The 14,444-nt window shown below is 43.6% G+C and carries 13 protein-coding genes and 1 pseudogene; 4 read left to right on the top strand and 10 right to left on the bottom strand.

Annotated elements, in window-relative coordinates; translation table 11 throughout:
• The first annotated feature begins 300 nt into the window (after window positions 1-300).
• The 4 genes and pseudogenes from J7I96_RS06975 to J7I96_RS06960 all read left to right on the top strand — a co-directional run bounded on the left by J7I96_RS06975 (window position 301) and on the right by J7I96_RS06960 (window position 1,406).
• Window positions 301-471, top strand: a complete 171-nt coding sequence (locus J7I96_RS06975; protein WP_214922678.1) for a hypothetical protein — start codon at window positions 301-303, stop codon at window positions 469-471.
• Window positions 472-714: 243 nt separating this feature from the next.
• On the top strand, window positions 715-966 hold the full coding sequence (locus J7I96_RS06970; protein ID WP_214922679.1) for a hypothetical protein: 252 nt from the start codon (window positions 715-717) through the stop codon (window positions 964-966).
• Window positions 900-1,184: pseudogene (locus J7I96_RS06965) on the top strand (sortase); the annotation flags it as partial. The gene J7I96_RS06970 and the pseudogene J7I96_RS06965, both read left to right, overlap by 67 nt.
• Window positions 1,185-1,262: 78 nt before the next feature.
• Complete coding sequence (locus tag J7I96_RS06960; RefSeq protein WP_214922680.1) at window positions 1,263-1,406, top strand: YwzD family small protein; 144 nt, start codon at window positions 1,263-1,265, stop codon at window positions 1,404-1,406.
• A 34-nt stretch (window positions 1,407-1,440) separates the two neighbouring features.
• On the opposite strand, the gene J7I96_RS06955 is transcribed toward J7I96_RS06960, so the two are convergent.
• The 10 genes from J7I96_RS06955 to J7I96_RS06910 form a co-directional block, all read right to left on the bottom strand.
• Window positions 1,441-1,959 (bottom strand): acyltransferase, encoded by a 519-nt coding sequence (locus J7I96_RS06955; RefSeq protein ID WP_214922681.1) that lies wholly within the window; start codon window positions 1,957-1,959, stop codon window positions 1,441-1,443.
• Window positions 1,956-2,627, bottom strand: coding sequence for a pyrophosphatase PpaX (ppaX, locus tag J7I96_RS06950; protein ID WP_214773001.1), 672 nt, complete (start codon window positions 2,625-2,627; stop codon window positions 1,956-1,958). The genes J7I96_RS06955 and ppaX overlap by 4 nt, the downstream gene beginning before the upstream one ends.
• The gene (locus J7I96_RS06945; RefSeq protein ID WP_214922682.1) at window positions 2,617-3,561 is read right to left on the bottom strand and encodes a nucleoside recognition domain-containing protein; all 945 of its coding nucleotides are present in this window, start codon (window positions 3,559-3,561) and stop codon (window positions 2,617-2,619) included. Before J7I96_RS06945 ends, ppaX begins: the two co-directional genes overlap by 11 nt.
• Window positions 3,562-3,588: 27 nt before the next feature.
• On the bottom strand, window positions 3,589-4,401 hold the full coding sequence (lgt, locus tag J7I96_RS06940; protein ID WP_214772999.1) for a prolipoprotein diacylglyceryl transferase: 813 nt from the start codon (window positions 4,399-4,401) through the stop codon (window positions 3,589-3,591).
• Window positions 4,402-4,427: 26 nt separating this feature from the next.
• On the bottom strand, window positions 4,428-5,363 hold the full coding sequence (gene hprK / locus J7I96_RS06935) for an HPr(Ser) kinase/phosphatase (RefSeq protein ID WP_214772998.1): 936 nt from the start codon (window positions 5,361-5,363) through the stop codon (window positions 4,428-4,430).
• A 441-nt stretch (window positions 5,364-5,804) separates the two neighbouring features.
• Window positions 5,805-6,905: a DUF4097 family beta strand repeat-containing protein gene (locus tag J7I96_RS06930; RefSeq protein WP_095390852.1), complete on the bottom strand. Its 1,101-nt coding sequence runs from the start codon at window positions 6,903-6,905 to the stop codon at window positions 5,805-5,807.
• A gap of 230 nt (window positions 6,906-7,135) precedes the next feature.
• Window positions 7,136-10,015, bottom strand: a complete 2,880-nt coding sequence (uvrA, locus tag J7I96_RS06925; RefSeq protein ID WP_214922683.1) for an excinuclease ABC subunit UvrA — start codon at window positions 10,013-10,015, stop codon at window positions 7,136-7,138.
• A gap of 6 nt (window positions 10,016-10,021) precedes the next feature.
• Window positions 10,022-12,007, bottom strand: coding sequence for an excinuclease ABC subunit UvrB (gene uvrB, locus J7I96_RS06920; RefSeq protein WP_048684098.1), 1,986 nt, complete (start codon window positions 12,005-12,007; stop codon window positions 10,022-10,024).
• 219 nt (window positions 12,008-12,226) lie between these two features.
• Window positions 12,227-12,457, bottom strand: coding sequence for a CsbA family protein (locus tag J7I96_RS06915; RefSeq protein WP_034309928.1), 231 nt, complete (start codon window positions 12,455-12,457; stop codon window positions 12,227-12,229).
• 188 nt (window positions 12,458-12,645) lie between these two features.
• Window positions 12,646-14,223, bottom strand: coding sequence for a catalase (locus J7I96_RS06910; protein WP_251029110.1), 1,578 nt, complete (start codon window positions 14,221-14,223; stop codon window positions 12,646-12,648).
• Between the last annotated feature and the right edge of the window lie 221 nt (window positions 14,224-14,444).

Genomic DNA, 14,444 nt, shown 5'->3' with positions numbered 1-14,444 from the left:
TAATCACAATAATCTATTAAATCACTTTAGTTCGCTAATATGGTAGCAGGTTGAAGTTATTAATAGTTTACCCCTGCCCCCAACTCACGTCAAGGAAAATATGCCTAATCCCATTCCTTCCATACCACGTCGGTTTTGGATATTCTTCATGTCGGTTTAAGCCAAAATGGAAGGAGTCGTCCCTTTTCACCGGATAGTTATTCCTATCTTTAGCCATTCATTGTTATTAATGTGTACCTTTTGGTTTAGATGTTTTATAATATTTAGGAGTTTTGCAATATTAGGTAAATTTAAGGAGGTATGGGAATAAAGTTTTTTGTGGCACTGATCGTTCTTTTTTCACTGGGTTCAAGCGGAACGAAGGTTTTTGCGGCAACTAAGATCAACCAGGATGAGATTAATGCATACCTTTCTGAAGTTAGAATGACGCAAGAAGAATCGGAAGAGTATCTATCCTATTACACGACTTAACATTGAATGAACTGAAAGCGGCAGAAGAGTTGCGTGAAACATTAGGACCTGCCGTCACTCCTGAGACCATACAGAATCTACTTAAACATATGAATTGACAGAAGCTGAACTTACTGAATTATTGATGGAATACGGCGAACGGGAAGAGGGTGATTCATCATCGATACCTTCCACTTCATTTACGACATTGAGGATATCATCGATTTAGAAATGGATTATGATTAGGAAGAGATCAGCGATTTAATGGATGGTCTCTTTACTGAGATCGGCCTTACAGACGAAGTGCTCTACAGGTTCATGAACCACCTTTTGCCTATCGTCGAAGACCCTTCTTTAGAATCTCGTTTAATGGCGATCTCCGATAGGATGAATCAACTAGAGTATTTTGAAACAATTGATGAATTATCTGCAGAACAAGTGGCAGAATTGTCCTTCCCTGTGAAAAGGATAATTCCGTTTTATCCGGTCACCGAGATACAATTTTCAGAGATCTAGGTGAAGTCGGCAAGGGTGACTTGCTGATTGCCAAAACAGAAGCAGGTACGTTTACATATAAAGTGAGGAAGGTCCGTATCGTCGATGCAGATGACCGTACCGTGATCGTTCCCAAGCCTAAAGCCACACTTACAGTAACAACCTGCTACCCTTTTTCATATATTGGTAGTGCACAGGAACTGTACGTATTGGTTGCCGATTTATTGAAATCGGAATAGATAAATGAGATGCGGGGCTGAAGCTGTTCAGCTCCCTCTTCATAAATCTTTAATAGATGATAGGAGGACAAGGTCAATATGGAAAAACAGGAACAGGAAAGGTTTTTTCGAATTTTAAAAGAAACGTATGAAGCGACAGTTAACCAGGAACATATATCAATCAACGAAGTGATAGACCACCTAAAGAATGAACTGACTCCGTTATACCCAAAATGCCATTAAAAAGGACCTGCCGCATATAGGGCAAGTCCTTTTTTCATAAGGAAGTTTGCTGCTCTCTCTCAAGCATTTCCTCTTTGGTATATATGATTTTCATTGGATTCCCCCCAACGAAAGCTCCCTCCGGAACATCCTTATGGACAAGCGTCCCCGCAGAGACAACCGCCCCATTACCAATTGAAAGTCCTGGTAGAATGGTCGAATTCGCGCCAATCAATACTTCATCGCCAATGACTACTTCTCCTAAACGATATTCATGAATCAAATATTCATGAGCAAGTATCGTCGTATTATAGCCAATGACAGTATTTATTCCGACCGATATTTTTTCCGGAAACATCACATCCGGCATGACCATCAAGGCAAACGAAGTATGCTTCCCGACCTTCATATGTAAAAAAGTCCTGTATAGCCAATTCTTCATGCCCAGAAAAGGCGTGTAACGCGCTAGCTGTATCACCACAAAATTCTTGACGACTTTCCAGAATGGAACCGTCTTATATACATGCCATAGTGAATTGGCCCCTTCAACTGGATAGCGGGACGTGCGTCTCATTTTTTTCTAGCCTCCGTGAGTTTTTCACCCTCAACGATATTCAATAAATCCGCCATCTGCTCAAGCATATAATCAGGGTGATAGCTTTCCAGGAATTCACGTCCTTTAATTGACCAGGAGACCCCTGCCGTTTTTGTACCTGTATTTTTCCCGCCCATAATATCATGATAACTGTCGCCAATCATGATCGCTTCTTCAGGAACCGAACCGAGTTGATTTAAAGCTTTTACCAAAGGCTCTGGGTCCGGCTTTGCCCTTTCCACCTCATCCAGTGTGACCACCACTTCAAAGAACTGATCCAGTTTGCTTAAACGCAGGCCCTTTTCGACGACATCACGCTTCTTTGTCGTAACGACTGCCAATTTATAACCGCTCTGCTTCAACGTTTGAACGGTTTCGAACACCCCGTCAAATTGTGTGACAAGCAAATCATGGTTCCTCCAATTATGCTCCCGATAGTATGCGATCATTTCATCCACACGTTTTGGATCAATGGAAGAAAACGTATCGACCAAAGTCGGTCCGATAAATGGAATGATATCTTCCCGATTGTACTTTCCAGGACAAAAGTGGTTTAAAGTTTCTGTAAAAGAGGCGATGATCAATTCATTTGTATTGATCAACGTACCATCAAGATCAAATAATAATGTAGTTATGTTACTGTTCATATACAGCTTCCTTTCTCTGTACCCTAGCAGTCCGGTTCCATATATACGCAACGACCATCGTTAAAACAATGGCAGTGAGCAGCCGAATAAGTAACAGCGGCAAGACCGAAATCCCCAGCGGAATAAAAATCAGTGTGTCTTCTACAACAGCATGGCAGGCAACTAAAAAGATGAATGCAATCGTCATATCTTTCTTCGAAACATTATCCTCTTTAGCCGCTTGAATCATTACGCCTGCGCCATATGCCAAACCGAGAGTCAGGCCTGTAACGAAAGGCATGGAAGCATTCGGCTTCATCCCCAGGACCTTCATGAAGGGAGCAAGGGCTTTCGAGAAGGCTTCCAGCCACTTTAAATCCTTCATGATTTGAACCGCCACCATGAGCGGAATAACGATGACCGCCAGCTGGCCAATTCCTGAAAAGGCCTGGATGACCCCATGCAAAAGGATTGCTCCCGTTCCGTTAATCTCTGCAGCCTCCCCGATAGCCGTTCCTTGGGCCATTTCAGATCCGCCCTGCCAAACAAGATTGATGACGACCGCGGACAAAAGCGCGAGCCCGATCCGTACTGTTAGGATGACCCACAGCTTGACACCGGTTTTCATCGCCACACCTGACTCGATCAATAAATTATGTGAAAAAGATAGCATCATAGCGATGATAAAAACTTCTTTCACAGTCAAATCAAGCGTTAATATGCCAGCAATCGCTGCGTATAAATTCAGGAAATTCCCTAATACAAGCGGAATTGCTGCATCCCCCGGAAGACCGATGAGATTCATCAAAGGCGCTATCAAGTTGATGATGTACGGCAATACAGGCGTATATTGAAGCACAGTGACGATCAGAGTAACCGGAAATATCACTTTCCCCAAAGACCAGGTTGTATTCAAGCCCGAAAGAAGTCCCTTTTTAACCGAATCCACTATCACTATGCCCTCTCCCCTTTCACATATTACCTATGCATCTAAATATCTTTTGTCTGCATGCCCGCGAACCCTTCTATAGACCACTAAAACAATGGCTACAATTATCAACACAATTGAAATCACTTGTGCGATACGCAGTGACTCCGTCAGCATCAAACTGTCCGTCCGTAATCCCTCAATGTAATAACGTCCGATGGAATACCATATTACATAGGTTAAAAACAGTTCCCCCCTGCGCAAGTTCACTTTCCGTAAACTTAAGAGAATAATGACTCCGAGAATATTCCAAATCGATTCATACAAGAAGGTCGGGTGATAATACGTACCGTTTATGTACATTTGATTTATGATGAATTCAGGCAAATGCATATTTTCAAGGAATGACCTTGTTATTTCTCCGCCATGCGCTTCCTGATTCATGAAGTTACCCCAACGGCCAATCGCCTGCCCTAACAATAAGCTTGGTGCAGCAATATCCACCAGCTTCCAAAATGAGACCTTCTTGACCTTTGCAAAAACGATCGCAGTCAGCACCGATCCAATCAACGCACCATGTATGGCAATTCCGCCATTCCATATTTTTATGATATCCCCCGGGTTTTGTGAATAGTACTCCCATTGGAAGATCACATAATAAATACGGGCACTAATGATCGCGATCGGGACAGCAAACAAAATCAAATCGGTAAATATTTCCTTATCAAGACCTCTTCGCTCCGACTCCCTTAATGCGATAATAAGACCCAATAACACACCGAAACCGATGATTAGCCCATACCAATGTACCTGAATGGGACCTAGATCAATCGCTATCGGATTCAGCGGCTGTATTCCTTGTTCCATTTCGTTCCCTCTTTTCCTATAACCTTTTAAAATTCATCATGTTCCGGATCTGCAATGGCATGGTTCAAGCGATCTGAAAACTGTTCTGCAGCATTTACCCCCATTCGTTTCAGGCGGTAATTCATGGCTGCCACTTCAATGATAACAGCTAAGTTTCGCCCTGGACGGACAGGTACGGTAATTTTCGTCACTTCCGTATCGATGATTTTCATTTTCTCTTCATCAAGGCCAACCCGGTCATACTGCTTATTTTTCTCCCATAGTTCCAGATTGATGACGATTGAGATCTTTTTATTGCTGCGGACTGCACCAGCTCCAAAAAGTGTCATTACATTTATGATTCCCAATCCCCTTATTTCAAGAAGATGTTCGATTAAATCCGGGGCATTCCCGACTAGCGTATCTTGATCTTCCTGCCTGATTTCGACGCAGTCATCGGCTACGAGACGATGACCCCGTTTCACTAATTCCAGGGCTGTCTCACTTTTACCGACTCCGCTTTTACCGGTGATCAACACACCCAACCCATAGATATCCACCAATACACCATGAACGGCAGTGGTTGGCGCCAACCTGCTTTCAAGGAAATTGGTCAGACGGCTGTATAACCTTGTCGTCTTCATGTTGGATTTCATCACAGGAACGGATTCCCGCTCAGAAGCTTCGATCAATTCTATCGGCACTTCCTGACCACGCGTAATGATGATGCCTGGAGTAAAGTCCCGGCACAACTCTTCCATCCTCTGTATTCGATCCGGTTCATTCAACCGATTAAAAAAGGACATCTCCGTCATACCTAAAAGCTGTACTCGATCTGCGGGATAATAATCAAAAAAACCGGCTATTTCAAGTCCGGGACGAGATAAATCACTCGTGACGATCGGTCGGTTAATTCCTTCTTCCCCACTGATAAGTTCTAGACCGAACGCTTCTACTATATCCTTTGTACGGACTTTTGCCATATATCTTTCCTCCTTTTGGAGCGATGCTATTTTTTGAGATACTTTTTCTATTTTAGCATTTTTCTGTTAATAACCAAACAATGCATTATCGATTTATCGTTTTTTTATTCACTCCACCCGGATGGGCCGCATGAACAGGAAAGAGATGAGGATGAACATACATGAATCCTTACATCAAAATAAAAGAAAGCCCGCCATTTTTATTGGCCGGCTCAATTTAAGGGACAAAAGGGTTAGGAAAACGTATATTTCATCAAATGATGTTCGCGAGCCAACTCCCAAGCAACCCTTAGGTATGGTATCAATACAAATTGGATGTTGATTTCCGCTCCAGGCACTCAACCTTGTATTTAAACTCGGAAAAAGCCAAAAAAAAACTGCAGGCAAACTCGTTTTCCATTGAGTTTGCCTGCAGTTTACGCCGCCTGTGAACTTTCCCTTTCAGGAAACCGTTATCGCTGCAGTCTTCGTTTCTGCAAAAACATGAAGTACAGGAACCTCTTCTTTGACCGTCTTGAACTTAAGGACCTTCTGAACCACATCACTTTTCTCTTCGATGATGGTCATCCCTTCCAAAGTTACATTAAAGCTTCCTAAATTGGATTTCAACTCTCCTTCGATCGCCTTGCCTGGAGGCAGGGTCAGCTGGACTTTTCCAGTGACTGACTTAGCATGGATCGAATCGCAATCCATCCCCGAATTTGTACAGATGACTTCACCATTGAACGTTTGAACATCCAATTTTTTGAAGTACCCATCGGCATTAATCGCTCCATTTAGGGTCTCGGCTTCCAAGTCATTAAAATTGGTATCTGAAATGGTAATCATCCCGTTACCAGTTTCAAGCTCACAGAAATCACCCGTACCTTGCATGATATGAATGGCACCATTCGCCGTTTTCGCTTTAAAGTTCTCAGATTTCAATGATTCAGCCGTGATTGCGCCATTGAACATCCTTACATGAATGTCCTCATATTCCTTTCTTGGAATGTACATGGTCGTATCAACCTTTATGGATTTTTCACGAACCTTGAACTTCAATTTACCATTTTCAATCGTGAAATCGACTTCTTCCAAAAAGTTTTTCCTGGCTTCTTCTATATCTTCCACACGGTATACCTTAGCTTGGCATTCCACCCGGACATCATCATGGTCCCATGCGGCGATTTTTATTTTCCCATTCGCAATATCTACATCAACTACATTCAGGAAATCTTGATCATGCTGGAAAATATGACTGACCTCCACAGATTTCCCGAAATTGAAATCAAGATCCGTTTCTTTGATTTTCTTAAAAGCACTTTCAACGAAATCCATAATCTTTTCTTTCGATGACTGGATATTCTTCTTAAACGTATCCTGATTGCTTCCTTCACTTTTCTTATCCACGACTACCGTCGATAATTCATTTTGCAATTTCTGCTCTTTAGCTTCACTTTCCTGACTGGCTTTATCTAATTCTTCCAATAGGCCCATGGCTTCTTCCGCCGATAACTTTCCATCCTGAATCATTTCTAAAATTTTCTTTCTTTCCTCCTGCATGAACATTCCTCGCTTTCTTCTATCATTTTATTCATACATACGCCTAGATATCTAAAAAGTTTCATAAATACCAGTTTTCCCATCATTCGACAAACGATAATGACAATTTCCGAAAAGGAAGATGTCTGATTTCCCCGGAAATATCTTGTTTTCCCATTCTTTAATCAAATGATTGATTAAATGCACACCGTCATTTTTCTACAAAAAAACAAGCCTGATGGCTTGTTCTTTTAAGCATGTTCATGCTCTGTTTCTTTTTCTTCAATCCAATTTTCCATACGAATTTGATCACGGGTGAGTACAGGTTTTAAGTATTTTCCCGTATACGATTCGGAAACTTCACATATTTTTTCGGGTGTTCCATAAGTGACGATCGTACCGCCCTTATCTCCGCCTTCCGGTCCAAGGTCAATAATATGGTCCGCCGTCTTGATGACATCCAGATTATGTTCGATAACCAATACTGTATCCCCATTGTCAACCAGCCGCTGAAGCACCTGGAGCAGCCTTGCTATATCGTGGACATGAAGTCCGGTAGTCGGTTCATCCAAGATATAAAATGAGCGCCCAGTGGAACGGCGATGCAATTCAGAAGCGAGTTTCACCCTTTGCGCTTCACCGCCTGATAAAGTGGTGGCAGGCTGCCCAAGCTTGATGTAACCCAAACCAACGTCATAAATCGTTTGTAGCTTCCGTTTGATTTTCGGGATATTTTCAAAGAAACTAACGCCTTCCTCGACTGTCATATCGAGGATGTCTGATATGTTTTTCCCTTTATATTTGACTTCAAGTGTTTCCCGGTTATAACGCTTACCATGACAGATTTCACACGGGACATATACATCTGGGAGAAAGTGCATTTCAATCTTGATAATGCCATCACCACGGCATGCTTCACAGCGGCCGCCCTTCACATTGAAACTGAACCTGCCTTTTTTATAACCGCGTATCTTCGCTTCATTAGTCGAGGCAAATACGTCACGAACATCATCGAATACACCCGTATAGGTAGCTGGATTCGATCGTGGGGTCCTGCCGATTGGTGATTGGTCAATATCAATGACTTTATCTAAATGCTCAACTCCCTTAATCTCGCGGAAATCGCCTGGTCTGGCTTTTGCCCGATTCAGCTTTTGAGCCAAAGATTTATGGAGGATTTCATTCACTAATGTACTTTTCCCTGATCCAGAAACTCCTGTAACGGCTGTGAAGACCCCAAGTGGGAATTTGACATTAACGTTTTTCAGATTATTTTCCTTGGCACCTTTTATCTCAATGACACGGCCATCGTTTTTCCGCCGTTCGGATGGCAATGGAATGAATTTCTTCCCAGCCAAATATTGACCCGTTAAGGATTTGGGATCATTCATGACCTCTTCCGGAGTACCAGCGGCCACTATTTCTCCTCCGTGCGCTCCAGCTCCTGGACCAACATCGATCAAATAATCCGCAGCAATCATCGTATCTTCATCATGCTCTACAACAATCAGGGTGTTCCCGATTTCGCGCATATTCTTCAATGTTTCGATCAATCGATCGTTATCCCTCTGATGCAGCCCTATTGAAGGTTCATCCAAAATATAGAGGACTCCCGTTAAACGGGAACCGATCTGCGTCGCCAATCTTATACGCTGCGCTTCACCGCCGGATAATGTTCCCGCTGCCCTGCTCAACGTCAAATATTCCAAACCTACATTAGCCAGGAAACCGAGCCGCTCACGAATTTCACGTAAAATCAATCTCGCAATTGCCGCTTCCTTTTCAGTCAAATCAAGCTCATTGAAAAATACTAACGCATCTTCCACTGATAAAGCTGTCGTTTCACTTATATGGACCCCTTGAATGAGCACGGAAAGACTCTCTTTCTTCAAACGGTGACCCTTACAGGTTGGACAGTGATGTTCTGACATGTATTTCTGCATTTGCTCACGAATATAGTCTGAACTCGTCTCCTTGAAGCGTCTTTCGATGTTTCTTAAAACTCCTTCAAAAGGAATATATCCTTCTTGCACTCTTCCAAAATCATTTTTATAACGGAAATATATCTTATCTTTACCTGAACCAAGCAAGACCTTATCCATCTTCTCTTCCGGTAAGTCTTTAACGGGCACATCCATATCTATTCCATAATGGTTGGCCACCGCTTCAAGGAGCTGAGGATAATATTGAGAACTCGTCGGCTCCCATGGCGCAATCGCATGTTGCCGGAGGCTTAATTCGTTATTCGGGATGACGAGATCACGGTCCACCTCAAGCCTCGCCCCCAAGCCATCACAATCCGGGCAGGCCCCGAACGGGCTATTGAAGGAAAACATCCTCGGCTCTAACTCTTCAATCGAAAATCCGCAGTATGGACAAGCATGATGTTCACTGAAAAGCAGCTCTTCCTCACCCATTACGTCAATGATGACTTTGCCTTCGCCAAGCTGCAAAGCACTTTCCAATGAATCTGCAAGCCTGGCCATGATCCCCTCTTTAATGACGATCCGGTCAATGATGACTTCAATCGAATGTTTCTTATTTTTTTCGAGAGTGATTTCCTCACTGAGATCATGCATTTCCCCGTCCACACGAATGCGGACATAACCTTGTTTCTTAACATCCTCCAAGACTTTTGCATGTGTCCCTTTTCTGCCTGAGACGAGCGGTGCCAATACTTGAAGCTTGGTTCTCTCAGGGTAATCAAGAATGCGGTCCACCATTTGTTCGATCGTTTGTGAGGTGATTTCAATATTATGGATCGGGCATGTCGGCCTGCCGACCCGTGCAAATAACAGCCTTAAATAATCATAGATCTCCGTAACAGTCCCTACGGTTGAACGAGGATTCCGACTGGTCGTTTTCTGGTCTATGGAAATGGCTGGTGACAAACCTTCGATCGCATCGACATCCGGTTTATCCACTTGGCCTAAGAATTGACGAGCATAAGCGGACAGTGATTCTACATAACGTCTTTGCCCTTCTGCATAAATCGTATCAAAAGCCAAGGAGGACTTTCCTGATCCGGATAATCCGGTCAGCACAACAAGTTTGTCCCTCGGTATCGTGATATCAATATTCTTTAAATTGTTGGCCCTGGCGCCTTTTATCACAATCTTATCCATTGCCATGTTTCGTCACCCTTCCGCTTTTAACTCTAGTAATAAATCACGCAGCTCGGCAGCTCGCTCGAAGTCCAGTGCCTTTGCCGCTTCCTTCATTTCCTTTTCCATGCTTGCCATCACTTTTAAACGCTCTTTTTTAGGGAGCTTCGCAAGGCTTGGTGCAAGATCTTCCTTATACTCTTCGCCTTCTTCGGCTACATGCGTCGCCCTTATGGAGTCACGGATATCCTTTTGAATGGTTTGAGGCATTATTCCATGCTCTTCATTATACTTCTCCTGGATTTCACGGCGCCGCCTCGTTTCATTGATGGCAAGTTCCATCGAATTCGTGATGCGGTCTGCATACATGATGACATGGCCGTTGGCATTACGGGCTGCACGGCCCATCGTTTGAATAAGCGAACGTTCCGAGCGTAGGAACCCTTCCTTATCGGCATCCAGAATGGTCACTAACGACACTTCCGGAATATCCAGGCCTTCCCTTAAAAGGTTGATTCCAACGAGTACATCATATTTGCCCATTCGGAGTTCCCGGATGATTTCTATCCTTTCCAAGGTCTTCACTTCCGAATGAAGATATTGGACCTTGATGCCGATTTCCTTTAAATAATCAGTTAAATCTTCAGACATTTTTTTCGTCAAGGTCGTTATGAGCACACGCTCGTTCTTTTTGACCCGCTCCTGTATTTCACCGATCAGGTCATCTATCTGCCCTTCAATCGGCCGCACTTCTACCGTCGGATCCAGCAATCCGGTAGGACGGATGATTTGCTGAACCATTTCTGGCGTATGTTCGAGTTCATATGGACCCGGAGTTGCCGAAACGAATATGGATTGATGGACCTTTTTTTCAAATTCTTCAAATCTTAGCGGGCGGTTATCTTTTGCAGACGGCAGACGGAAGCCATGGTCGACGAGCACTTGCTTCCGCGCCTGATCTCCATTGAACATTCCGCGGATTTGCGAAAGGGTTACATGTGATTCATCCACGACCAATAGGAAGTCCTCCGGAAAGTAGTCCATTAAAGTGTATGGTGTCGCACCTGAAGGCCGAAGGGTCAAATGGCGGGAATAGTTCTCGATCCCAGAACAAAAGCCCATTTCCCGCATCATTTCCAAATCATAGCGGGTCCGCTGCTCCAAGCGCTGTGCTTCAAGGAGCTTTTCATCTTCCCTTAATTCCTTCAATCTCTCTTCCAGTTCCGTTTCGATATTTTGAATGGCTATCCGCATTTTCTCTTCGCGGGTTACGAAGTGGGAAGCCGGGAAAATGGCGATATGTTCACGTTCACCGGTAATTTCACCGGTCAGGGCATCGACTTCACGGATACGGTCAATCTCATCCCCGAAAAACTCGACCCGTACACAATGCTCATCACGGGAGGCCGGGAAAATTTCGACGACGTCGCCGCGAACGCGGAAGGTCCCCCGTTGGAAAGCAATATCATTCCTCTCATATTGAATATCCACGAGTCTGTGAAGCAAGGCATTCCGGTCTATTTCCATGCCTGTTCGGAGGGAAACGACCATCTCCCGGTACTCTTCAGGAGAACCGAGTCCATATATGCACGAAACACTGGCAATGATGATGACATCTTTCCTTTCGAACAAAGATGATGTTGCCGAGTGGCGCAATTTATCGATTTCGTCATTGATGCTTGCATCTTTTTCAATGAATGTATCCGTGGATGGAACATAAGCCTCTGGCTGGTAGTAATCATAATAGCTAACGAAGTATTCGACGGCATTATTAGGGAAGAACTCTTTGAACTCACTGTAAAGCTGCCCTGCCAACGTTTTATTGTGGGCAATGACAAGAGTCGGTTTATTGATCTTTTGGATCACATTGGAAACGGTGAACGTTTTCCCTGTACCCGTTGCCCCCAATAGCGTCTGCATTTCCTTGCCTTCCTTAATCCCTTCGACCAGCATTTCAATTGCTGCCGGCTGATCTCCTTGAGGAGAGTATTTTGAGACTAACTCAAACTTATCCTTCACCAAGCATGGCCTCCTATTGAAATATTTTTATATGAAAACGGGACATGCCTATATCCCTTCTATTTATTCCGGTTTAATAAAGCATATATACACATTCTACCACAATAGCCTTAAAACAAACCAGCAATAAGCGAACATCCATTCGATTTTTGTTTTAATGAACTTCATGATGTGTTAAGGGGAATGACATGTTTGAGTACAAAAAAAGCACCTTTGATGTCAGGCGCTCTTGGATGTACGTTTCATCATTCTTTTTGATAACCAAAATCCCACTGTCAGGGATAAGGCATCTACGATGATCAATAAGTTTGTATGCGTATAACCTTTATATGCGGAAGCTGTAATCAAGGCAACAGTTAAAACAAGGCCTACGACATTGTTATAGGTGACTCTTGAAAATAGCATGACAAGTAGACAAGGAAGGAAAAGGGCAGAAAGAATTTTAATCATTTTTTCATCTCCTTTATAAGAGAAAAATAGAGTAGTTTCAGTTTAAATGATTATGAAGTTTTTTGCCAATCAATTTCCTGCCTGATTTTCAAGGCATCTTTGGAAGAGCATCCACACATCCATTAATTATGCCCATAAAAAAAAGAGGCAAACCCCTTTATAAGGAAGTTTGCTTCTTTTCAGTCCAATCAATATGGATCCGCTTCATGTCCTTTTCTAACGGCGTCCTCAGGGTTATCCGTCCCACCCAGTGGTTTTGAAGATTCCGTATGTTCAGAGGCTGCGGCCAGTCCCTCTTTCAACCTGCGGCCATACTCTTCATCGGCCTCTTCGGCAAGTGCTATCATTTTTTCCTGAATGCGCTTGTCGGCAGGAGCCAATGCCGCCACTAAATTGGAAATTAAATCGTCTTTTTCCCAATCCTCGAATTCCCGGAACGTTTCCCCGGCCTGTTTCGTATTGTTTTGTCGATCGATTGTCTCACGGACCAGTTTCCCTTCCACCATAGGTGTATACTCTCTGCCCGTTTGATTGGCTTCCTTCAAGCCGCCGACAGTGGATGGTTCGTAGTTGATGTGGGGGCTTTGGCTGCCTCTGCCCACTTCATATTGCATCTGTCCGCCAGTCTGATTCGTGGCAGTTCGTTTCTTAGGAGCATTGATCGGCAGTTGCAAATAATTCGCGCCAACACGGTGACGCTGGGTATCGGAATAAGAGAATGTACGTCCCTGTAACATCTTGTCATCAGAAAAATCCAGTCCATCCACTAGGACACCGGTACCGAATGCAGCCTGTTCGACTTCAGTGAAATAGTCTTCAGGGTTTTTATTCAATACCATTGTACCGACATGCAGCCACGGGAACTCATCTTTCGGCCAGATCTTCGTATCATCCAGCGGATCGAAATCCAACTCAGGATGATCATCATCACTCATGATCTGTACGTTGAGATCCCATTCCGGATAGTCCCCGCGTTCGATCGCTTCATATAGATCCTGTGTGGCATGATTGAAATTCGTAGCTTGAATTTCATTGGCCTCTTGCTGCGTCAGGTTCTTGATCCCTTGTTTCGGTTCCCAATGATACTTGACGAGCACCGCTTTCCCTTCCTCATTCACCCATTTATAAGTATTGACCCCTGATCCTTGCATCATGCGGTAGTTAGCAGGGATGCCCCATGGGGAAAACACAAAGGTAACCATATGGAATGTTTCAGGCGAACTCGAGCAAAAGTCGAATATCCTCCTGCCGTCCTGAATATTCGTGACCGGATCCGGTTTGAAGGCATGAATCAAATCCGGGAATTTCATGGCATCACGGATAAAGAAAATTTTCAGGTTATTGCCTACAAGATCCCAGTTTCCATCTTCCGTATAAAATTTAACGGCAAATCCCCTTGGGTCACGTAACGTTTCCGGGGACGTCCCTCCATGAATAACAGATGAAAATCTCACGAATACCGGGGTTTTTTTACCTTCTTCCTGAAAAACCTTCGCTCTCGTATATTTTGAAATCGGCTCGTCCCCCGCTTTACCGGTCGGAACGAAATAACCATGCGCACCTGCACCGCGGGCATGCACAACCCGTTCAGGGATACGCTCCCTATCGAAATGGCTGATCTTTTCCAGGAAATCATAGTTCTCAAGTGTACTAGGACCTCTGTTCCCTACCGTTCTTAGACTCTGGTTATTCGTTACCGGGTGCCCCTGCCTGTTCGTTAATGTTTCATTCGTTTCATCATTTGTTTTTTTGGATTTATCAGACAAAAAATATCCCTCCTTTGTTAATAAAAGCCACAATACTACTATACTTTCCCTCATTTCCTATATTTAACTCTTCAATCTTCATAATTTAATTGAAATTGGGTAAATAAGTACTTTTCCCCTATATATCGATGAGCCTATTTTCATGCCATTAACGACTTGAAGCATTTAGTAGTTGGAGTAAGCATACCCATTTTTGTATAAGTCAACATCACACCACTATA

It is taken from the genome of Bacillus sp. ISL-78 (assembly GCF_018613455.1).
Lineage (GTDB): Bacteria > Bacillota > Bacilli > Bacillales > DSM-1321 > Peribacillus > Peribacillus frigoritolerans.
This window is presented reverse-complemented; position numbering and strand designations above follow the sequence as displayed.